General features: G+C 54.2%; 22 protein-coding genes. 7 read left to right on the forward strand and 15 right to left on the reverse strand.

Annotation, left to right across the window (positions count from 1 at the left end; translation table 11 throughout):
- Positions 1-67: 67 nt before the first annotated feature.
- A complete protein-coding gene (locus HQL52_02080; protein MBF0368219.1) occupies positions 68-445 on the reverse strand; it encodes a response regulator transcription factor in 378 nt (125 codons plus the stop codon).
- Between the two features lie 917 nt (positions 446-1,362).
- The gene (locus HQL52_02085) at positions 1,363-1,629 is read right to left on the reverse strand and encodes a CDGSH iron-sulfur domain-containing protein (protein ID MBF0368220.1); all 267 of its coding nucleotides are present in this window, start codon (positions 1,627-1,629) and stop codon (positions 1,363-1,365) included.
- Positions 1,630-1,812: 183 nt separating this feature from the next.
- Between HQL52_02085 and HQL52_02090 the strand changes: the two genes are divergently transcribed.
- Together HQL52_02090 and HQL52_02095 are read left to right on the forward strand one after the other, a co-directional pair.
- Complete coding sequence (locus HQL52_02090; protein ID MBF0368221.1) at positions 1,813-3,282, forward strand: HlyD family efflux transporter periplasmic adaptor subunit; 1,470 nt, start codon at positions 1,813-1,815, stop codon at positions 3,280-3,282.
- A complete protein-coding gene (locus HQL52_02095; GenBank protein MBF0368222.1) occupies positions 3,279-6,410 on the forward strand; it encodes an efflux RND transporter permease subunit in 3,132 nt (1,043 codons plus the stop codon). Before HQL52_02090 ends, HQL52_02095 begins: the two co-directional genes overlap by 4 nt.
- A gap of 126 nt (positions 6,411-6,536) precedes the next feature.
- Here HQL52_02095 and HQL52_02100 read toward each other — a convergent pair whose 3' ends face one another.
- From HQL52_02100 to rpsF, 11 genes are all read right to left on the reverse strand, one after another.
- Positions 6,537-6,707, reverse strand: a complete 171-nt coding sequence (locus tag HQL52_02100) for a hypothetical protein (protein ID MBF0368223.1) — start codon at positions 6,705-6,707, stop codon at positions 6,537-6,539.
- A gap of 1,026 nt (positions 6,708-7,733) precedes the next feature.
- The gene (locus HQL52_02105; protein ID MBF0368224.1) at positions 7,734-8,516 is read right to left on the reverse strand and encodes a hypothetical protein; all 783 of its coding nucleotides are present in this window, start codon (positions 8,514-8,516) and stop codon (positions 7,734-7,736) included.
- A 634-nt stretch (positions 8,517-9,150) separates the two neighbouring features.
- Entirely contained in the window at positions 9,151-9,501 is a 351-nt protein-coding gene (locus tag HQL52_02110) for a hypothetical protein (GenBank protein ID MBF0368225.1), read from the reverse strand.
- 14 nt (positions 9,502-9,515) lie between these two features.
- The gene (locus tag HQL52_02115; GenBank protein MBF0368226.1) at positions 9,516-10,715 is read right to left on the reverse strand and encodes an NAD-binding protein; all 1,200 of its coding nucleotides are present in this window, start codon (positions 10,713-10,715) and stop codon (positions 9,516-9,518) included.
- Positions 10,636-11,319, reverse strand: coding sequence for a DUF502 domain-containing protein (locus tag HQL52_02120; GenBank protein MBF0368227.1), 684 nt, complete (start codon positions 11,317-11,319; stop codon positions 10,636-10,638). Before HQL52_02120 ends, HQL52_02115 begins: the two co-directional genes overlap by 80 nt.
- Before the next feature lie 384 nt (positions 11,320-11,703).
- Positions 11,704-11,940: a zinc ribbon domain-containing protein gene (locus HQL52_02125; GenBank protein ID MBF0368228.1), complete on the reverse strand. Its 237-nt coding sequence runs from the start codon at positions 11,938-11,940 to the stop codon at positions 11,704-11,706.
- 115 nt (positions 11,941-12,055) lie between these two features.
- Entirely contained in the window at positions 12,056-12,508 is a 453-nt protein-coding gene (locus tag HQL52_02130) for a 50S ribosomal protein L9 (protein ID MBF0368229.1), read from the reverse strand.
- 6 nt (positions 12,509-12,514) lie between these two features.
- Positions 12,515-13,474 carry a DUF2232 domain-containing protein gene (locus HQL52_02135; GenBank protein MBF0368230.1) on the reverse strand — a complete coding sequence of 320 codons (960 nt, stop codon included), beginning with the start codon at positions 13,472-13,474 and terminating at the stop codon, positions 12,515-12,517.
- 67 nt (positions 13,475-13,541) lie between these two features.
- The gene (locus HQL52_02140) at positions 13,542-13,886 is read right to left on the reverse strand and encodes a 30S ribosomal protein S18 (GenBank protein ID MBF0368231.1); all 345 of its coding nucleotides are present in this window, start codon (positions 13,884-13,886) and stop codon (positions 13,542-13,544) included.
- A 29-nt stretch (positions 13,887-13,915) separates the two neighbouring features.
- Entirely contained in the window at positions 13,916-14,383 is a 468-nt protein-coding gene (locus HQL52_02145; protein ID MBF0368232.1) for a single-stranded DNA-binding protein, read from the reverse strand.
- Between the two features lie 3 nt (positions 14,384-14,386).
- Positions 14,387-14,848 carry a 30S ribosomal protein S6 gene (gene rpsF, locus HQL52_02150; GenBank protein MBF0368233.1) on the reverse strand — a complete coding sequence of 154 codons (462 nt, stop codon included), beginning with the start codon at positions 14,846-14,848 and terminating at the stop codon, positions 14,387-14,389.
- Between the two features lie 155 nt (positions 14,849-15,003).
- On the opposite strand from rpsF, the gene pgeF reads away from it, so the two are divergent.
- Together pgeF and HQL52_02160 are read left to right on the forward strand one after the other, a co-directional pair.
- The gene (gene pgeF / locus HQL52_02155; protein ID MBF0368234.1) at positions 15,004-15,789 is read left to right on the forward strand and encodes a peptidoglycan editing factor PgeF; all 786 of its coding nucleotides are present in this window, start codon (positions 15,004-15,006) and stop codon (positions 15,787-15,789) included.
- Complete coding sequence (locus tag HQL52_02160; protein MBF0368235.1) at positions 15,677-16,981, forward strand: lytic transglycosylase domain-containing protein; 1,305 nt, start codon at positions 15,677-15,679, stop codon at positions 16,979-16,981. Before pgeF ends, HQL52_02160 begins: the two co-directional genes overlap by 113 nt.
- A 182-nt stretch (positions 16,982-17,163) precedes the next feature.
- Here HQL52_02160 and HQL52_02165 read toward each other — a convergent pair whose 3' ends face one another.
- The gene (locus HQL52_02165) at positions 17,164-17,304 is read right to left on the reverse strand and encodes a CDGSH iron-sulfur domain-containing protein (protein MBF0368236.1); all 141 of its coding nucleotides are present in this window, start codon (positions 17,302-17,304) and stop codon (positions 17,164-17,166) included.
- A 58-nt stretch (positions 17,305-17,362) separates the two neighbouring features.
- On the opposite strand from HQL52_02165, the gene HQL52_02170 reads away from it, so the two are divergent.
- Both HQL52_02170 and HQL52_02175 read left to right on the forward strand, forming a co-directional pair.
- Positions 17,363-18,007 (forward strand): CoA pyrophosphatase, encoded by a 645-nt coding sequence (locus HQL52_02170; GenBank protein ID MBF0368237.1) that lies wholly within the window; start codon positions 17,363-17,365, stop codon positions 18,005-18,007.
- Positions 18,008-18,154: 147 nt separating this feature from the next.
- Complete coding sequence (locus HQL52_02175; protein ID MBF0368238.1) at positions 18,155-18,466, forward strand: hypothetical protein; 312 nt, start codon at positions 18,155-18,157, stop codon at positions 18,464-18,466.
- Positions 18,467-18,601: 135 nt separating this feature from the next.
- Here HQL52_02175 and HQL52_02180 read toward each other — a convergent pair whose 3' ends face one another.
- Positions 18,602-18,985 (reverse strand): hypothetical protein, encoded by a 384-nt coding sequence (locus HQL52_02180; GenBank protein ID MBF0368239.1) that lies wholly within the window; start codon positions 18,983-18,985, stop codon positions 18,602-18,604.
- A gap of 256 nt (positions 18,986-19,241) precedes the next feature.
- On the opposite strand from HQL52_02180, the gene HQL52_02185 reads away from it, so the two are divergent.
- On the forward strand, positions 19,242-19,415 hold the full coding sequence (locus tag HQL52_02185; GenBank protein MBF0368240.1) for a hypothetical protein: 174 nt from the start codon (positions 19,242-19,244) through the stop codon (positions 19,413-19,415).
- Positions 19,416-19,964 lie beyond the last annotated feature (549 nt).

Genomic DNA, 19,964 nt, shown 5'->3' on the forward strand with positions numbered 1-19,964 from the left:
TTTTTTTTCTCACCAATTTTTTTTCAAGCAGACAGACCTATAACGGATTTTCCCGAAAGCAGTTGGATTACTCAATCGCCTCAGAAATACGATTTCGCAACTCCATCATCGGTGTATCCTTGGGAATATAGCGTTTGGCACCCAACAGCAAACACTCTTCATAGATATCCATGTTGTGGAGAGTGGTCAGCATCACCACCCGGGCGTTGGGGTCAGCGGCCAAGATCTTTTTAAGCGCCTCTATGCCATCCATCACCGGCATGTGGATATCCAGCAACACCAAGTCCGGTGCTTTTTCCTGAAACATCTGTAAACCTTCCTTACCATCCCGTGCTTCCCCCACCACCTCATAGCCCATGCCCTGGATCACCGTGGAAAAAAGGAGGTGCACGTTGGGGTCGTCATCCACTAAAAGTACTGTTTTTTTTGATGTTTCCTCAGGCATGGATTTTTTCCTCCAACTTTGGCCCATAAAAATGTAGACTTATAGTATGGCATTTATTTCAGACGGATGCATGGCGTTCCCTTTCGGGAAGCCAAAATATCGGCCTGTATCAAGATCATATGCCAGATGGAGATCATATGCCACAAGAGTGGAGGAGAGAAAGTCTGAAGGATGTGCCAATTGAGTGCTGTTGATTGACAGCCTGCGCAGATGTGCCCTCCGGCAAAATGGATTGCTGGATGGCGTGATACCACAAAGGGAGCTTGCGTTGATGGCTTTGATAGCCGATGCTCCATCCTTCGTTTCAACCCAGGCAGGCTTAACAGACGCGGTTTATTCGTGTTTCCGAGAGTCCGTTTACAGACGAATGAGAGCCCTCTGATCCTGATGGCAAGAGCCGTTATTTTTTGAAACATTAGCCCAGTTTGGAGAAGATTCCGCCTCCCCCCCGGATGCACGGAAGATCCAAGGAGGGGAGACAGGCGGAAGTCTGGCATCCGAATTGCTAAGTTTTTTGCTCAACAACTCGGCTACGTGGTTGTTGACTTTGAGCCGCATGGAGTCTGAGCCACTCCATGCGGTCTTTTTTTCCCCTGATCATGGGGAATAAATTGCCGTCTCCGGCAATCATTTCCGTGCAGACATGTCTATGTCTCCCTCTTCGGCATCCCCCGATTTTTTCTGAAGCCTTTTTTTACCCAGCCTGCTTTTTTTCTCCGATTTCATTTTTTAAAGTCAGAAATACGCCCTCTCGGCACCATCGAATGAAATTCCCTCCCAAGGCACCATCGAATGAAAATGAAGCAGATCCACCCTTTAGAAAACCACCTGAGCAGATCTCGCATGGGTTCTATTCACCCACCACCCTTTTGAATTGATCAACCTTTTGATAGAAGGATCGGATCATCCCCAGCCAATCAACGCTTATGGGAGCCATCACACCAGGGCATGTTGGCGCTTCGACCACAACCACAGACATAGAGGGTATCATCGGCCTCGGCCACATGACGCAAAGGGCGTTTTTTCTCAGGACGCCCCTTATGGCTGCCATCACAAAAAGGGGCCTTTTTGGAGTGGCCACACTGACAGATAAAAAGCGACTCTCCCTTTTTGGCAGTCACGGCATGGGGAGAATTTTTTTGATACATGAGAGGAGCTTCAGCACTCTGGGAATTATCGGACATGGGATCGACCTCCTTGATGATGTTGGATTATCTTGCCTGTTACCACTATAAACTCCAGTTATGATAGGGGCAATGGCAGATGCGGGTGGGGATGAACAGAGGGTCTCTTGCCATGTGGGCGTCAGGGGAGGATAGTAAAAATCGGGCAAGGTGTGCTTTGGTTGATGGAATGATGGTGAGCATATGACCAAGATGAAAGAAACATGGCGTAAACTGACCTTTTTTCCAGCACTCTTGCTGGGAGCGGCGCTGCTTTTTTCAGTGGTGAAGGGACGCACTCCCCCGGAACGGGTAGCCCCGGAAGAGCGCATTCGCCTGGCCCGGATCATTCCCACCCCAGAGCTGGCTTTTCTGCCACGGGCTACGGCTCACGGCTTGGTACGCCCAGGTCGGGTATGGCGGGCTGTGGCCCAGGTAAGCGGTCAGGTACTGGAAATTCATCGGGATTTGAAGCAGGGGGCCATTCTTCCAAAAGGGGCGGAGCTGGTTCGTCTGGACCCGGTGGAATATCAGCTCACTGTGGCACGTCTCAGGGCCAATATCAGGGGAGTCGAAGCCCGAATGGCCGAACTGGCCGTCAAAAAGGAGAACGCCCAGGCTTCTCTGACCATCGAACGTCAATCCTTGGCTCTGATCCAAAAAGAGCTGGAACGCAAGCGTGAGTTGGTCAAAAGCCGGACCACTTCCGGGGCGGCTTTGGATCAGGCCCAGAGGGAAGTGCTCGCCTCCCGCCAGGGGGTGCGTAACCTCCAAAACACCCTGGATCTGATTCCGACTGAAAAAAAAGCCCTGGAGGCTGAACGCACGGTCTATCAAGCGCAATTGGCCCAGGCCCAGCTGGATCTGGAGCACACCGTGATTACGGCGCCATTCGATCTGCGGGTGGCTGAGGTCAACCTGGAAACTTCCCAGTTTGTCAGTCGTGGGGAGCTGCTGGCTGTTGGCGATGGGTTGGCAGTGGCTGAGGTGGTGGCCCAACTTTCCCTGGAACGACTCTCCGGACTATTGCTCCCAAACCGCCGGAAAAAAATAGACCCTACCACCATTATGGCGGAGCTGCCGGATCTTTTGGGAGTGGTGCCGGAGGTGCGTCTGCAGGTGGGGGAGAGGACCATGACCTGGCCTGCCCGTCTCGCCCGCATCAGCGACGCCATCGATCCCCAGACCCGCACGGTCGGGGTCATCGTGGCGGTGGATCACCCCTATCGCCAGGCTCGCCCCGGCCTGCGCCCCCCTCTGTCGAAAAACATGTTTGTGGATGTCCATTTTCAGGGGCGTGCCCAAGCGAACAAAGTCGTTGCTCCCCGGAAAGCCCTCAGGGATGGCCATTTTTTGCATCTGGTGGGGAAGGATAATCGATTGGAAATCCGCCCTGTGGAGATTTTCTTGCGTCAGGATGATTTTATCGTCGTGGAAAAAGGCTTGTCTGCTGGTGAGCGGGTGGTGCTGACTGATTTGACGCCGGCGGTGGTCGGCATGAAAATCAAACCCACAGTGGATGAGGCGGCCTTGGCAGAGCTGGTTTTTCAGGCTTCAGGCAGCAGGGTAGGTGAAGCTGTAAACCCGGTTACCTCTTATGGGACCGATTATCTTCCGCTAGCGGCGGACATCCCTGTTGTAAAGAGCCCGGCAGTGGAAACCTTGAAGCCATGATCGGTTTTTTTGTTCGTCATCCCAATGCCGCCAATCTGCTCATGGCAGGAATATTGATCCTGGGATTGGCAGCGCTCCCCACCTTTCGCCGGGAAACCTTTCCCGATATCCCACCGGAACGGGTGGAGGTGCGGGTAGTCTATCCGGGGGCTTCGCCGGAATCCATGGAAGAAGCGGTCTGCCGTCGGGTGGAGGAGGTTCTGGAGGGCATCAACGACCTGCATGAGGTGATCTGCCAAGCCCGGGAGGGGGTGGCCATCACCACCGTCAAGATGCGGGAAGGGGGACGGTTTGATCAGCTGTTGGAAGATGTCAAGACCGAGGTAGAGGGCATCACCAGCTTTCCGGAGGAGGTGGAAAGGCCCCTGGTGCGTCCTTTGGACCGGGTCGATTTTGTCGCGTCCGTTGCGGTGACCGGTCCACTCTCCTCCCGGGATCTCAAGGCCTATGGGGAGGCTGTGCGCAAACGGTTGTTGAGTCATCGGGAGTTGACCCAAATTTCGGTACGGGGATTTTCCGACCATCAGATTCGCATTGAAATACCCACCGGCCTCCTGCGACGTTACAACCTGACCATTCCCCAAATCGCCGATAGAATCGCCAAACAGAGTGTGGATCTGCCTGCCGGAACCATTGAGGTCAAGAGCGGTGAGATCGGTATCCGCTTTGATGAGGAACGCTACACCCCCCAAGAATTTTGGGATCTGCTGGTGTTGGGGGGAGAGAGTGGCGCTGAAATCCGTCTGGGAGAGATTGCCCACATCAGCGAACGTTTTGAAAACGATGAAAACCGCGTGCTCTTCAATGGTCGTCGGGCCGCCATCCTGGATATCTCCAAAACCCGCAACCAAGACACCCTTCTGGTGATGGATGCCTTGAAAAAGGCCCTCAGCGACGAACGGGCCATGGCGCCCCCCGGGGTCACCTACACCATCACCAAGGATGTCTCCTCTCTGGTGCGGGATCGCCTGAACATGTTGATCGAAAATGGCCTGCTGGGGTTGATGTTGGTTTTTTTGGTGATGTGGATCTTTTTCAGTTTTCGCTATGCTTTTTGGGTCGCTGCGGGGTTTCCGGTGGCCTTTTTGGGAACGCTCTTTGTGATGAGTGCCCTCAACTATGACCTCAACATGATCACCATGGTCGCCCTGCTGATCGCTGTGGGCTTGATTATGGACGATGCCATCGTCATTGCCGAAAACGTCGCTGCCAGGAGAGAGGCGGGTGCTGGGGCTTATCAGGCAGCCATCGAAGGGGTGAGCCGGGTGTTGCCGGGGGTGGTCTCCTCTTTTTTGACCACGGTGTTGGTCTTTGGCTCTCTGGCCTTTTTAAAGGGACACATCGGCATCGTACTCAAGGTATTGCCGGTGGTGCTGGTCATCACCCTGGCGGTGAGCTTGATAGAGGCCTTTTTGATCCTCCCCAACCATCTGGCCCACGCCATGGCAGGGAGCTCCCGCCAGCCCAATCCCCTACGGCTGTGGTTGAATCGTCTTTTTGAAAAAATGCGGAATCGCTTTACCGAAGGGATCGTGGCCCCTGCCGTAAACTGGCGTTATCTCACTTTGGGGTTGGTGATTTCCGGGCTTTTGACCTCCATCTCCCTGGTCTCTGGGGGAAGTCTGAAAAGCCGGGCCTTTCCCGATCTGGAAGGGGATGTCATGGAGGCCCGGCTGCTGTTACCTCCGGGAACCCCCTTTTCCCGCACCAGTGGTGTGGTGGATCATCTCATATCTGCTCTGAAACAGGTGGAGACAAACCTGAACCATGAGACGGCATTAATCAAAAATATCGCTGTCCACTTTAACCGCAATGCGGACGCCAACGAAGAAGGCCCCCATCTGGCTACGGTGGTGGTAGATCTACTGGCGGCGGAGTCCCGGGGGATCCGGGTGGAGCGTTTTTTACGCCTGTGGCGGGAGGCTGTGGGGCAGGTGCCCGATGTGGTGAGTCTCAAGTTTACCGAACCCAAAATTGGCCCCGCTGGGCTGCCCATCGACATTCGCCTGTTGGGAGGGGATTTGGGAGAACTTAAAGCGGCCTCCCGGGAGATTCAGGATTGGTTGGCAGGTTATCGGGGAGTGCACGATCTGTTTGATGATCTCAGGCCAGGCAAACCTGAAATACGCCTGCACCCGCGTTCCGGTGCTCTCTCCCTGGGTCTGACCACCTCCGAAATCGCCAGACAGCTCAGAGCCGCCTTTCAGGGAACCACCATTCGGGAAATCCAGGTGGGAAGTGAGGCCTATGAAATCGACGTCCGCCTGACCGCCAACGACCGGGACAGCCTGATGGATCTGGACGATTTTTTTGTCACTACTCCGGATGGGGGACAAGTGCCTCTGGGGGTGGTGGCCCGGTTGGAGCGCAGCCAGGGATATGCCCGCATCGCCCGGATCAACGGCCTGCGCAGTGTCACGGTACGGGGGGATGTGGATACCGGTATTGCCAATGTGGCCGAGGTGATGGGAGATTTCAGAGAGCGCTTTTTGCCGGAGTTGAAAAAACGTCATCCGGGAGTGCGCATGGCTTTTGAGGGGGAGGTGAAGGAGGGGGCTGGGACCGGGGCTTCCATGCGGCGTAATTTTTTGATCGGCTTGCTGGGGGTCTATTTTTTGCTGGCTTTCCAGTTTCGCAGCTATCTACAGCCGGTGGTGGTTTTGGCCGTAATCCCCATGGGGCTGATCGGGGCTTTTTGGGGGCACTATTTTTTGGGTTTGGATCTCTCCATGCCGAGTTTTATGGGGCTGGCCTCCCTCTCCGGAGTGGTGGTGAACGACTCCATTTTGTTGGTTATCTTCATCAAGGACCGATTGGCCAAGGATAGGGAGATCCCGGTGGCAGATGCCGCCATCCAGGCCTCCAAAGAGCGGTTCCGGGCCATTTTTCTCACCTCCCTCACCACAGTGGCCGGTCTTTTGCCCCTGCTTCTGGAAACCAGCCTTCAGGCCCAGGTGTTGATCCCCCTGGCTGTCAGCCTCGCCTTTGGCCTCTTTTCCGCCACCATGCTGGCCCTGATCATGGTGCCGGTGCTCTATACCATTCTCGATGATTGGGGGTTGGCGCGGCGGGTTGAATCATCTCCGGAGGAAGTTCACCCTGATCACGCTACGCTCGATCCATCCTGATCTCATCATAGGCATTTCCTTCTGAAAAAACAGTCGCCAATTCTGGTATGACGCCTCACCCATCACCCTGGGCTAACGATGGGGCGTACCCCGGGCTAGCGATGGGGTGATGGATGGATGATGGCATCAGGCGGCTGAGAACACTTCATCATTTTCCGCTTCCAGCTCTCCCTCCAACATTTCGTGGAGTTCACAGGCAACGGCATAGTCTTGAATGCCCTGAATCAGAGCCTGATGTTGTTGGTCGTCAAACACAGTATAACCGTTATCTTCTATGTCGATATGTAAGCGTTCCATAGTTTTCTCCTTTTCCAGTGTCGCAAAGCCTTTCAAAGGCTCTCTCCGGCTCCGGAATTTTGCTTCTCAGAGAGTTTTAGTTTCGGACAACAACTGCCCTTAGGGTAATTCGACACGGGACTTTGAGGAAAGTTTCTTTGATTATGAGAAACCAACAGGGATAAACAGGGTGAATCCCGGATAAGTGCTTCATTTTGTGTCTATAAATTATCAGACAAAAAAAATGGTTCGATGTTGGATAAGCCCCTTTTTCCACCGTGCTGGCACGCCCTAGAGAAGCCAATCAAAGTTGTCAAAGCCAAGGCTGAAATGATGGTTCCAAAAGCACCGAAACAGGGTGCTGAGTGAACCCGGAAAGTGAATGCAAAAAAAGGGCCGGGTAGGGTGTCAGGCTGGGCACAGAGAGGGGGATGGTTGAGGGGGATGGCTGGGTAGGAAAGGTGAATGGGCTGAAAGGAGGTTGGGGCGTTTTAACCTAAATCCGGCAGTTGGGCGTGTGTGGCTGGTGCAGGATATTGGTTCGCATAGTGAATTGGGAGAAATCGCTGTCACCTTATTGGTCACAAGACTTTTTCCCGATTTGCTTGGTGGATCAAGAGGCTGGGGCATGTACGTACGCCCAACTGCCGGATTTAGGTTTAACAGTCGGAGACCAGGGCAGAGTGGATAAAGAGCGGGTAAAACACGTCGAGTTCAGTGCAACATGACCCCTCTGATGGGGGAAAAAGGGACTCTTTTTTTTGGAACTGTGCTTCGGTGACAGCCATAAGGACATCACATGTGGCGTGAACACGAACCAAAGCAGTCGTTCCAGTCAAAAATGGGGCGTAGGCCATGGCTCTTTTTCTGTCATGCCTGGGGATGGGGAAACCCAGGGTATCTGGCACCAGATTGTCCAAACCTTGAGCCGCTTTCAATCAAAATATCAGCATCCTGAAGATTTGGTTTTTTCTTGAGGGCCGCCATGATCTCCCTGGGTTTCCGTTTTCAGAGTGAAGCTTGCAGACCAGGTTCTGATAGCGTGGGTTAATCGAGAGGCTCTGAAGGATCTATTGTGCCATCCTGAGGGACCTCCACCGGGGCCTGCTCCCGAACCGGCTCCGTCTCACCATCGGTTGTGGAGCCGGAATCGGGCCCGCTGGGGGTGGTGGTTTCCTGTCCAGGGGTGACAATGCCCTCCTGTCCACCCGCTGATGGGGCCATCTCACCACTCCCAGGTCCATGATAATCCACCGTGGTTTGGGGGGCGCTGCCATCGGTAATGACCACTTCCTCATCCTGATCAAGCTTGTCATAGTCGATGGCTGCGGCGTCCTCTTCAATAGCGCTGGCTTCCAGGGCGGCCTTCTCCTCGGCAGAGCTGTTTTCCTCCCCACTCCCGCTGGGTTGCTGTCCGGTATGGGTCGCTTCGTGATCAAGCATCTGCGTTCCACCGGAGGAACTGCCACTGCCGACGAATTCACGCCCATCTTGAATGGATCCCTCACCACCACCGTCATGGGCCAAACCGCCATCACCCAGAGGATCCATCCCTTGGCTCACATTGGCCCCCCCCCATTCTCCGGTCTCACCAATGCCTTCCCCGCTTCCATCCAGCCCACCCAAACCCTCTCCCTGGGATAAGGCGTCACCATCAGCAGAGCCCTCCATATCTCCTGGAGAGGAGGAAAAGGGTGATGAGCCATTGGTCGGATCGGTTTCGACGCCCGCCAGTGCCGATCCCAAATCTCCTCCCAACATCCCCGGTGCAATCCGGTCTTCCAACTTAATGGCTTGTCCGCCTCCCACCTTCTTCTTTTTCTTGCCCATGGATAAACTCCCCACATGTTAATGATTGTTATCGAATATCGTAGATATTATTCAATATATCACATAGGGATGCCAGGATGTGGCGTTAATCAAAGCCGTGAGTGTGATGGCCAAATATCCTGCAAAAACGGTCATATATGGCTCTCATACCGCCCTCGTTGTGGATTGCCGTCATGGACACAACGGCAGTTTCTTCCGTTGAATTGACCACATATTCATAAAATCGATCAGGGTGTGTTAACCCGGTTTGATGCATCGAAGAGCAGAGTAAAGTGGAAGAAAAATGAACAAACCATGTCGAGCTTGTCAAATATAGGTTGGTCCGTAAAACATTATCCATATGGTGTAAAAAAAAGGATTCGATTTTACTGAACTGCGCTTCTGTGCATCCAAACATGCCGTATATTATGTTTTGCGATAACACACCCTGGATTGAACTCAGGCCAGAAAAAGAGAGGTTCGGCTAGAAAGGAAGGTGGGATTCAGGGGGACTAGGGTCACCGCCCAGGAATCCCCGGGTGAAGGTTACCCAGCGCAGGAATCGCCAGGATAAAGAGGAAAAAACGGTAGGGGCAGTGGAGGAGGGGGCTTGGATGCTGAAATAGCCACAACCAAGTCCCCTCTGAATCCAGACTCAGGAGAGGGCGTCCAGCTCCAGCTGACGCAATACCGCTTCGATGATCAACAAGATCACCGAGATCACATTGGCCACCAGCGCCCCCCAGGCCAGGGCGGTGGCAAATTCGGAATTATTCAAAATATAAAAGGATCCAAGGGCTGGCACCAGATGGAAGTCGGCCACCAGGCTCGCCGCCATGGTCATGGCCCCGGTAGTGCGCCTGGCCCCAAGCTTCAGGGTGGTGGCGATGAGATTCATGGAAACCGCAATGATCAACTCATAGCCGTTACCATGAAACAGATAGCTGACCGTGGTCGTCAGAGCCATCAACAAAAAAAAGGTAGTCCACACCAATCGCCATTCCATCGCTTGGGGTCTCCTTAGCTCTTGGGATCGGCAGAAGTGGCTTGTTGCGCCCGCACCATCTGCTCAGTTAACAAAAAATCAGGGAGTTGTTCCAGCTGCGCCAGGGTGCCCATGATCAGCACCTGATCGCCAGCATGGATGTGAATATCGGGATTAGGCAGTAGCATCAGCCGCCGCTGGCCTTTGCGTTGAATACCCAAAATATGCGCCCCGATCACCGAGCGCAGCATGGAATCCCGAATCGCCACTCCATCCAGGGAAGAATATTTTTCTACCGTGATATCCCGGATGTCCAGATTGACAAACTCTCCGAAGGCAACCCGATCCAAAAAGCTGGATTGCTTGCCCTCCGGGTCCGGGGGGTGGATGGCGATGGCGGAGATGCGTTGGCCGATCAATTCGTTGGGCATGATCACAACGTCGGCCCCGATCTTGCGGAGTTTATCCCGGGACTCCTTGTGGTTGGCAATGGAGATCACCAAAAACCGTTCGGCGATATCGGGTTTGAGCTCCTCTTCGAGAATCTTGCCGGTGACCACAGCGGTGATGTTGTCGGAATCTTCGGCAAAGGTGGCGATAATCCCCCGGGAATGCTCCACCCCGGCCCTTCGGTAGCTATCGTTCAGAAAGGGATTCAAGGGCATGACATCAGCGACGTTATCTTCTCCAGCCTGGGCCAGGCGTTCGGCATCGTCGTCAATCACCACGAAGGGAATATCCTGGCGGGCCAACCGGCGCACCACCTGGCGGGAAATTTCCGTATATCCGGCAATAATGAAGTGGTCCTTGAACTGTTTCACCCAGTGCTCCGTTATGGCTTCACGAATTTTTCCGATCAGATCTTCATTGACCACCACGCTGATGGTGACGCCCAAGGCATAGGACCACACCATCACCCCCCCCAAAATCAACAGGATCACAAACAGCTTTCCTGGATTGGAGATGGGATGGGTCTCCTGATAACCGACGGTAGTCAGCGTAAAAACGGTCTGATAGACGGCATCCAGAAAGGGGTAATCATCGATGATCATGAACCCCAGGATGCCGATGGTATTGACCAGAATCAGCGCGACCAGCGGTGGCCTGAACCGCCCCAGGATATCGTAGAGATCCCGGGGACGTTTGGTAAACCTGTTACGCAGGGTAAGTTCTCCCGGTTGATTTTGGCTCCAGTTTGCCCTCTGTATCTGGCTGGGGCCAGGGGGGAATGACAATCCCTCCGGAAATAACCAGTTTTAACCCCTCTTCCACACTCATTTCCAGAGGGATCACCTCTTTTTCCGGCACAAAAAGCAAAAAACCACTGGTGGGATTGGGGGTCGTGGGGAGAAATACGTTCAACACATTTTGATTGGTTTTTTCCTGCACTTCACCACGGCCTGTGCCGGTGACAAAGCCAATGGCATGCACCCCCCGGCGAGGATATTCCATCAGGATAACCCGATGGAATTGATCTTGAGTCCTGGAAAAAAGGGTCTCAAGGAGTTGTTTGATGGCTTTATGGAGATTGCGGACGAAAGGGATTCGGCCAATGATATCTTCACCAAACTCGACCACTCTTCGACCGACAAAATTGCTGGAAAAAAGGCCCACCAGAAAAATCACAAAAAGAGCCAGCAGCAATCCCACTCCAGGCAGATAAAAAGGGAGCAGGTTGTCAGGGTGGAGATCAGTGGGGAGGAAGTTCAGAGCCTGATCGGCAAAACGGATCAGAAGGGTCAGAATATAACCGGTCAAGCCCAGGGGGACGGCCACCAGCAGTCCAGTGATGAAATATTGGCGGAAACCGTGCTTGAAAGTGAGGCGAAAAGGCTGCACCCGTTCCCCCCTGATGATAGCTGGGCCTATGGTCCAAACCTTGGGAAGATCCTCCCCAAGGGAGATTTTCGAATCAGGACATTAAAAAAAAGCCGGATCCGATCAAAAAAAACAGAGCCGGGAAGGGGCCGATTCCCGATTATTTCAGGTGGCGACAGGCGCACTCGAAATAGATCCCTGGGACCATTCACCCGGGTTTGCCCCTCTGCTCACCCGGGTTGGCCCTCTGCCAATTCCAAAGGACAAAGTGAACTGAGAGGGTTCGACATTTGGTCTGCTATCCATCGCACCAAAGAGCTGTTTGGTAACCTGTTAGATGGGAGACGACAGAAAGCGCAGGTCGGCAGCCGAGGGACGAAGCCCTCTCACCAGCAGAGGAGAGATCTAGAAACCACACATTCCTCCACCGCAGCTACCACCCCCCATATTGGGTATACCGCAAGCGGGCCCCGGGGCATCTCCACCACTCTTCACCGAGCCGACAATTCCACCCGTCGCAAAAATTTTCCGCACCTTTTCGGCCCCACACTCGGGGCAGTTTTTAGGTGGCGGATCGGACATGGGATGATTTTTTTCAAAACGGATTTTGCAGCCGTCACAGGCATATTCATACAAGGGCATGAGTCAAGCTCCTTTGCAAACGATAACGACCTCTCCCCAAACATTCCGAAGAGTGTACCAGAAGCCCTCCCGGGCCATGGCCATACCAGGAGGGCTTCGGATCAGGGAGAGGGTGTCATTTTTTCACTTGGCGTTCCACATGCACCATCACCTCGGGGATCACGTCCGGGTGGAGGCGCAGGCGGATGGGATGTTCTCCCAGAGTACGAATGGGGTGGGGAACGTCAATCACCCCCTTGGGCAGTTCCAAACCCTTCTCTTCGAAAAAGGTGAAGATGTCGGAGTTGGTGACCGAACCGAAAAGTTTTTCGGTTGCCCCGGCAGGGCGCTCCAGAACCACCGTTACCTCGGCAATGGCAGCCGCCAGCTTTTCGGCGGTCTCCAACACCTGCCGCTGACGCTCCTCAAAAGCCTGCCGTTCTTTTTCGAAGCGGACCAGGTTTTTCTTGGTGGCTGGCAAGGCCTTGCCTTGGGGCACCAGATAGTTGCGACCATAACCGGCACGTACTTTAACGACCGATCCCAGGTCACCCAATTTACTGATTTTTTCAAGCAGTATCACTTCCATGGATCTTCACTCCTTGGAAATTCCGTCATCCTCTTCCGGTTTGGGAAGACGTTTGCGGAAATCCATCCAGGTATCAAACAGGCCCACGATCATCACCAGGAGAAACAGTTCTCCCCATAAGATCAGGGCGGCATAGAAAACGCCCCGGACAAATCCGGAAACGCCATAAAGTCGAAAAGCGGTAAGCACCACGGCCAGCCCCTGAAAAAAATAGGGAATGACCAAAAAAAAGACCAGATTGACGCCCAAATTTCCCAGGCTTCCAGAAGCAGTCAGAGCCAGTAGCCCCGAGCCGATGAAAGGCCAGATCAGAAAGAAGGGGAGTCGAATCCCCTGGGGCAATTCCGGGGTCAACCAATCCTCACCCCAACGCCCAAGCAGCGAGCGGGCCAAAGCCAGATTGCCCACCTGCACCAAAAACCAGCCCGTGGTAAAGAGCGCTGGAAAGAGCCTGGCCAAAATCTCGACGATCTGGTCAAGCCCGGTGCGTAATTCCATCAGGGCAACGGCATCCATCCCCTGTTCGGCCCCATCCTTGAGAAACTGCCCCCGAGCCGCCTCCATGGCGGTGCGGGCCGACTCGGATGGATCGAAGCCGGAAAGAAATGCCAGGAGGAGTCCTCCAGCCAGCAGCAGCAGGCTGATGAAAAAAGCGACGCTGCCACACTGACTCATCCGCCAGCCGTTGCGCAACATCCAGGCGGCCAGTAGTGGAAAGGCCCCGAACAGCAGGATCACCATTGCGGGAAAGTGCATCTCGCCGCTCAAAAAAAGCGCACCGGCTACCGGAAACGCCAACGCCTGAAATCCAGCCTTCATCCCTTGACGTAGGGCCACCAAAAGCAAGGGCAGGGGGGCTACCAACTGCAAAGGAGCGAGCAGCACCGCGCCCAGAGGGATGATCAAAAGTGCCGTAGCGGTCACACCCGCCAGCACTGGATTGGCGACCAGCGCTCTCAGGAACATGACCCCATCCAGGCATGATGACAACCACAGCTTTCCGGTGGTAAACGAACATGGGATGAAGGACGAATCACGAGACCAAAAACGGCAATAATGCGATATTGCGGGCCCGTTTAATGGCGATGCTCAAGCGGCGTTGATGGGGGGCACAGACGCCGGTGATGCGGCTTGGGACCATTTTGCCCCGCTCGGTGATGAAGCGCATGAGCAGTTTGGGGTCTTTGTAATCCATCACCACGGTTTTGTCGGCACAAAAGAGACACACCTTGCGCCGCCGATAGAAGGGACGACGGAAACCCACGCCACCTTTTTTGTCGCCCCGAGGGCCACCACCGCCACCAAGTCCACCACGGGAACGGGAATCTCCACCTCCGGCGGGACTGCCGTCACCACTGCTTAGTTGATCATCCGACATATTATGATTCCTTCAAAGTTTGATTTGAGTCAGTTTGGTTGGCCTGATGCGGATTGATTCAGAAGTTCTTCGATCAGGCTCGGACCGGATTCGCTCTCTTCCCCATCCTGTGGCTGGGGAAGAATTTCCAGGGCCACCAATTCAGCACGCCCCCAACGAACCTGGCCTTCCCGAATCCAACGTTTCTGGTTGAGTTGTCCATGAACCAGAAGCCGGGTTCCGGCAGTGAGACGTCGGCACGCTTCTGCCAGGGAGCCGATGGCGACAACGGTCATGCGTAAGGCCATCCGTTCCCCGGTGGCGGCGTGTTGGGTGCGAGCGATGTGTTCCAGCTCGAACCGCGCCACCGGTCTGCCCGCAGGCGTGACCCGAATTTTAACGGCTTTGCATAACACCCCTTCCAGGGAAGCCTGGTTAAGTGGTTCCAAGGCTTCCGAGTGGACCGGCGTATCAGGTTTGACCGTCAGTGTGTCGGGTTTGACCGGGAGCTCCGACATTTTTTACACCTCAGCAGGCGCAGCCTCCTCTGCTGGGGGCGTGTCGCTGGCAGGTGTAGCAGCATCAGCAACCGGGACACTGGCAGCCGGGGCAGCACCATCAACATCCGGGGCCGCATCCGCAGCGGGCACTTCCCGACGCTCTTCTGCAGGGGCCAGGGGACTTGAATCCATGGAGAGCTTTTGGATCCGGATGTTTTGATATTTCAGGACATCCTCATCAATGCGCAGGCGCTCTTCCAGCTCACGCATCAGGGGGCCTCTCCCTTCCACCATGTGGAAGACATAATAGCCCTTGGCATTCTTCTTGATAGGATAAGCCAATTGCCGACGTCCCCAGAGTTCGGTCTTGAGGATTTTTCCGTCGTATTTTTCGATGATGGCGGTTACCCGGGTGTTGATCCGTTCCACCTGTTCGGTGGTCAGGTCGGGTCTTAGGATGTAGATGGACTCGTAATAGGGCACAGCGTCTCCTTTCGGGCTTTGATTGCGGATCTTTATGGCCCCGGTTCGAGGTTGAGCCGGAGCAAGGAAATCGCAAGGATTGGAAAAAACGCGCCATTATGACTTAACCAGTCAGGATTTTCAAAGTGAAACTTACACTTTTACCCAACCGGGAAATACCGGGTTTTGCTGGGACACAGCCTTTTTTTACCACCCGTCATGGGGGCGTGAGCCAGGGGGCTTTCGGCAGTCTCAATCTGGCTTCCCATGTGCCAGACCAACCGGCCCATATCCTTGAAAATCGCACCCGGCTCATGGCCACCCTCAATCGCCCTCTCAAGACTCTCTGTCTGGTCAACCAAATCCATGGCACCAAAACCCTGATTGTCGGTAGCGAAGATCATACCGAAGTTGATGGGGATGCCCTGGTGACCGATCAGCCGGGAGTGGTCATTGGAGTCTTTACCGCCGATTGCGCACCGGTCCTTTTTTGTGACCCCAAAGCCCGGGTCATCGGCGCAGCCCATGCTGGTTGGCGAGGGGCGTTTGGAGGCATTCTGGAAAGCTGCATCCAGGCTATGGAAAACCTCGGAGCAAAAAAAGCAGGCCTCTCCGCCCTGATCGGTCCCTGCATTTCGGCTGAGTCATACACGGTAGGTGCTGAATTTCGGGAACATTTTATCCACTCTTCGACTCTGGAAGGAGGAATGGCCAACGAAGCATTTTTTAGGCCCATTACCAGAACCAGCTTTTCAGATGGCAGTAAAATAGGTAAGATCACGTTCGACTTGCCGGGTTATATCCAAGATCGGTTGGTCCGCAACGGGCTCAGTCCTGACGGAATTCACCATGACAATCAATGCACTTTTAAACTGGAAACAGACTTTTTCAGCCATCGGCGTGCGACGGTACGGCGAAAAAGTCCCTGTGGCCGGCAAATGGGGGGAATTCTGCTTGTCTGACTCTCACCGAAAAAAACAGCTCTTCTCTCTCCTGGCCATTCCCATGCTGATGGCCGGATGGCTCCTGCCCCTCTCCCTGGCAGAGGCCTCCTCACCAGGTCTCAGCTACCTGATCGAACGGGTAGCCCGGCAGGAAGGGGTGGATTCGGAACTGCTCCACGCCATGGTCGCTACGGAGTCAGGCTTCAATGCCCAATCGGTCTCCACCAAAGGCGCTGCGGGACTCCTGCAACTCATGCCGGCCACAGCCCGGGCCATGGGGGTGGTTAATCGTTTCAATCCGGAAGAAAACCTCCGGGGCGGAGCGCGCTATATCCGTCATCTGCTGGAACGCTTCGATGATTTAAGCTTGGCCCTGGCCGCCTACAATGCAGGCCCCGGCAACGTCATTCGCTATCAGGGTGTTCCCCCTTTTGCGGAGACCAAGGATTATGTCTTTCGGGTACTCCGCCACTACCAAAAGCTGGAAACCCGCAAAACCGGAGCTCTCACCGCCAAACCCAAGCGGCGTCCCCCACAAGACAAGGAACTCCTGCGGACCATCTACCGCTTCCAAAGGGATGACGGTACCCTGGTGTTGACTGATCGTGTACCGGCAAGCGCTTCACCGGAAAGTCCTGCCAAGGTTCAGACCATCACCGTAAAGCAAAAAACAGCCACCCCCCCCCTCGCCAGAGAAAAAGTGGTACTGAGCGCCCCCACCAACCCTCAGCTGGGCCAGCAAGCCACGGCCCAGGCTACCATTCGACCCAACAGCGACCGATCTGGTACGATCTCAATAACACCTTCTGTCAGCCACACGGTCAAAAAAGACGCTGTGCCCCTTGCCAGAGCCAGCCAGAGCCAGGCAGCCACTCACACACGTCAAACCAACGCCATATCATCCCCGGAAGAAAACCGGCAGTCAGTCAAAATAACGGCCCTCCCACCGCTCCCTCCAGCTCCCACTGGGCTGGAAGTGACGACGATCACCGAGGAGCCAACCCGTCCAGAAAAAACCGCAACCGTCGAGCCCCCTCTACCTACGGACACCAAAAACGTCATTCGGCGGGTCTCCAACTCCGAACGTTCCGAAACCGTCCCCCTGCTTGCCAACCGGAAGCAGGCTCGAACCATTCGTCTGGTTTCCAATCTGGGTCATGTCGAAGGGTTTGGGGATGCGGGCACGGGTACCCTGCGCACCAGTCGCTGACGGGGAAAAACACCACTTTCGGACGTTAGAGTTAGGCGGCTCACCATACCGCAAGAGATCAGGGGAGGTGTCCTCAAGGGCTGACGGGCTCTTAAAGTTTGTTGGTTGCAGAAAGAATGCGTTCCAGACGCTGTGTCGTTGCACCACTCCTTTCTTTATATAGATGCTGAAAAATTCTTTTCCTACTCTTCATACCCGTGCCGACCATCACAGACAGGCTGTTTGGCGCTTCGCCCACAGGTGCAAATGGCCACCGTCCGGGTTTTTTCAAGATGAAGCTTTTGGGCATCCCGGCAGCGCCCCTGGCCAGATTGGTCACACAAGGGGCTCTCAAGACTCTCCCCACAGTGGCAAATGGTGTGCTCCCCTGGGCCAAGTCGAATGACAATCGGGTGGAGACCATGCACAGGCCTTCTCCATGAATCAATAGATGGGTTAAAAGTGAACGATATCCTCACAGCCGATCTCATCACCCGCTGCCTCGACCGGAATATTAGCGGTGGGGGGAGTGGCACTTCAAGCGATGAATGGGATCGTCTTGATCCCGCCGCTGTTTTGGTACCTCTCTATCAGGAAAAGGGCGCTTGGCGACTGCTTTTGATTCGACGCTCTGGTCAAGTAGCCACCCACAAGAGTCAGATTGCCTTTCCGGGAGGGCGACGGGATGATACGGACCAGGATGATCGGGCCACGGCTCTGCGAGAGACCCGGGAGGAGATCGGGCTTGATCCGGAAAATATCCGGGTATTGGGTTTTCTCTCTCATCAGGCTACTTCGACCACCGGTTTTTTGATTGTCCCGGTCGTCGGTGTTTTGTCTTTTCCCTTTCAGCTCGCTCCTGCACCGGAGGAGGTGGCGGGGGTACTGTCAGTGCCTCTTGATTTTTTTCTGGCAGCTGAACCTTTGGTCCAAGGCGATCACCGCCGTTACCAGTATGGCGAGGATCTCATCTGGGGCGCTACCGCAGCCATTATAGAACAGTTGATTCTACGTTTAAAATCCGGGATAAAATCGGCATCATCATAAAATTCCAAACGGCCCCTGTGCCGACAGAGTTGGATCGAAGTGCAAAGGGCTCAATCTTGGGCAGCACCGCTGAAACTGAACCAAATCAGCTGGACGAAAAAAGGATAACAATCGTATGCATCTGATTGCCAACGGATTTTTCAAGCCATGAGACTTATACTCCTACTGGCCCTTGGTTTGTTGATACTGGGTGCTGTTTTCTGGCTTCTCAAACAGTTTTGGAAAACAGCCCACACCCCGGAAGAGGGTACCGCCACCGGTGAAGCCGCCAACGATATAGAGCAGCCCCCTCCCTGGATCGAATCCCGACAGGCGCGCCTGCTGTTGATTTTGGTGATGGTGCTGTTTGGTTTGATGGGCCTGGAACATGTATTGCGGACCAACAAACAAGCCCCCCCCGAGACCTACATCCCTCCCCACATGGAGGAGGGGAAGCTGGTGCCCGGACAGTTTAAATAGGCCAGGGCCTGATCCAAAGTCGTGCAGGAGGTCATTTTCAGGAACAAATGGCCTCCCGCCCTTTTGGAGTCACCAAATGGCGTTCCTCAAGCCTTGCCTGACACCTTTGTTAACAGGCCCTGAAACCATGCGAATTTATTCCTTTCCCGTTGCCCCTTGTCGCGCCTCTTGCCACTGCTGATAGCGCTTCGCAAAAAAGTGTTCCAGATCTGCCACCACCTCTTGATCACTGCTACCGGTCACCTTACGCATCAAGATGGTGGAGGCTTCCTCCAGAAGGCGCAGGTCGTTTTCAATCATGGGGTAGCTCTTTTTGAGCCTTTTGAGCGCCTTGACCGCAGACTCCCCTTCGGGCTTGGGAATATCCAGAGGTTCGGTGGGGGGTGGGGAGGGACTTGCCGTGCTGTGACTTGCCAAAAACTCGGCAAATTTAAGCAGGGCATGTCGATCTTCCGGCCCCATTTTCCGCCAAGCAGCCAGCAGCTTGCGTTGTGTGTCGTCCGGGCCCATCACCATCATGGCGGCTTATCTCCCAACTCTCGGTGAATAAAGGAAAATGTTTGGATTTTGCCTAATAATCAGGCAGGTTGCCTGGAATTTAAGCAACCTTTTTGCCCTAAACAGAGTCAGGGTAATAAAAAACCACTTAAAAACAAGGCTGTAAAATTGGTATGGAACTTGATAGACCATTACCATGACTAATCGTTAATAAGATAATTTCATGCAGCATCAGATAGACCCCAATCAACCCATCGAATCAGTAGGAGATCAGGCCATGCGGCCCCTCAGTAAAACCTCATCAAGACCATATACCACCCGGTTCAGGGACGCCACCCGAGCCATTTTGACCAACACCATTGCCGTCACTCTGATGACTGCCTGTGTCACTGGCCTGATCCACCTGCCCAACGCCATTCAGTTTTTGACCCGCCAGCAACTCCCCCACTGATTCCAATATCCATAGGGCATTTCGGTTCCCTGTAGCAAGCATGAGCGCCCCGCCCCTTTGGGAACAGGGTAGACCCAAAAGCGATCGCCACTCTTTTTTTTCTCTGGTGAAAACTTTTCAGCCAAACCATCCACCCAATCATCAAAGCATGGCCACGATGGATGGGGGGATCCCCCCCTGTCGGGAACTCGACGCTCTCCTGGCTGTCCATCTGACGTGGGGGCTGGTGGCTTGACAGAGTCACTGGATTGACAAGGGTGTGGCAGGTTAGCACACCTGTCAAAGCCACTTTCAGAGAAGCTTGTCCTGTTGTTTGGCGGTTTTTTAAAAAAAAGATCAAAAAACTGAAAAATCGTTTAAACAAAAAGAGTTGAGGCAATTCAATCGAGGTATTCCCGTCTAAAAAACACCTTGATCGGCGTGTCTGCTTACAGTCTTGGTATGAAACTTGTAAAATCAGTGCCCCCAAGTACAGTTTTTCCCACCTGCCTCAACCAAATTTTGACGGCTTGGGCTAACGAAGGGAACAAAAAGAGGAGATTGAAGATG

This window comes from Magnetococcales bacterium, from assembly GCA_015232395.1.
Taxonomy (GTDB): Bacteria; Pseudomonadota; Magnetococcia; order Magnetococcales; family JADFZT01; genus JADFZT01.

Coding starts and splice junctions, on each gene's coding strand:
- HQL52_02145 (MBF0368232.1), bottom strand. CDS start 14,383: ATGTCGGAGCTCCCGGTCAAACCCGACACACTGACGGTCAAACCTGAT.
- HQL52_02110 (MBF0368225.1), bottom strand. CDS start 9,501: ATGGAATGGCGATTGGTGTGGACTACCTTTTTTTTGTTGATGGCTCTG.
- HQL52_02080 (MBF0368219.1), bottom strand. CDS start 445: ATGCCTGAGGAAACATCAAAAAAAACAGTACTTTTAGTGGATGACGAC.
- HQL52_02125 (MBF0368228.1), bottom strand. CDS start 11,940: ATGCCCTTGTATGAATATGCCTGTGACGGCTGCAAAATCCGTTTTGAA.
- HQL52_02160 (MBF0368235.1), top strand. CDS start 15,677: ATGACAATCAATGCACTTTTAAACTGGAAACAGACTTTTTCAGCCATC.
- HQL52_02095 (MBF0368222.1), top strand. CDS start 3,279: ATGATCGGTTTTTTTGTTCGTCATCCCAATGCCGCCAATCTGCTCATG.
- HQL52_02085 (MBF0368220.1), bottom strand. CDS start 1,629: ATGTCCGATAATTCCCAGAGTGCTGAAGCTCCTCTCATGTATCAAAAA.
- HQL52_02180 (MBF0368239.1), bottom strand. CDS start 18,985: ATGATGGTGATGGGCCCGGACGACACACAACGCAAGCTGCTGGCTGCT.
- HQL52_02135 (MBF0368230.1), bottom strand. CDS start 13,474: ATGTTCCTGAGAGCGCTGGTCGCCAATCCAGTGCTGGCGGGTGTGACC.
- HQL52_02140 (MBF0368231.1), bottom strand. CDS start 13,886: ATGTCGGATGATCAACTAAGCAGTGGTGACGGCAGTCCCGCCGGAGGT.
- HQL52_02130 (MBF0368229.1), bottom strand. CDS start 12,508: ATGGAAGTGATACTGCTTGAAAAAATCAGTAAATTGGGTGACCTGGGA.
- HQL52_02090 (MBF0368221.1), top strand. CDS start 1,813: ATGACCAAGATGAAAGAAACATGGCGTAAACTGACCTTTTTTCCAGCA.
- HQL52_02170 (MBF0368237.1), top strand. CDS start 17,363: ATGACAATCGGGTGGAGACCATGCACAGGCCTTCTCCATGAATCAATA.
- HQL52_02185 (MBF0368240.1), top strand. CDS start 19,242: ATGCGGCCCCTCAGTAAAACCTCATCAAGACCATATACCACCCGGTTC.
- HQL52_02175 (MBF0368238.1), top strand. CDS start 18,155: ATGAGACTTATACTCCTACTGGCCCTTGGTTTGTTGATACTGGGTGCT.
- HQL52_02100 (MBF0368223.1), bottom strand. CDS start 6,707: ATGGAACGCTTACATATCGACATAGAAGATAACGGTTATACTGTGTTT.
- HQL52_02105 (MBF0368224.1), bottom strand. CDS start 8,516: ATGGGCAAGAAAAAGAAGAAGGTGGGAGGCGGACAAGCCATTAAGTTG.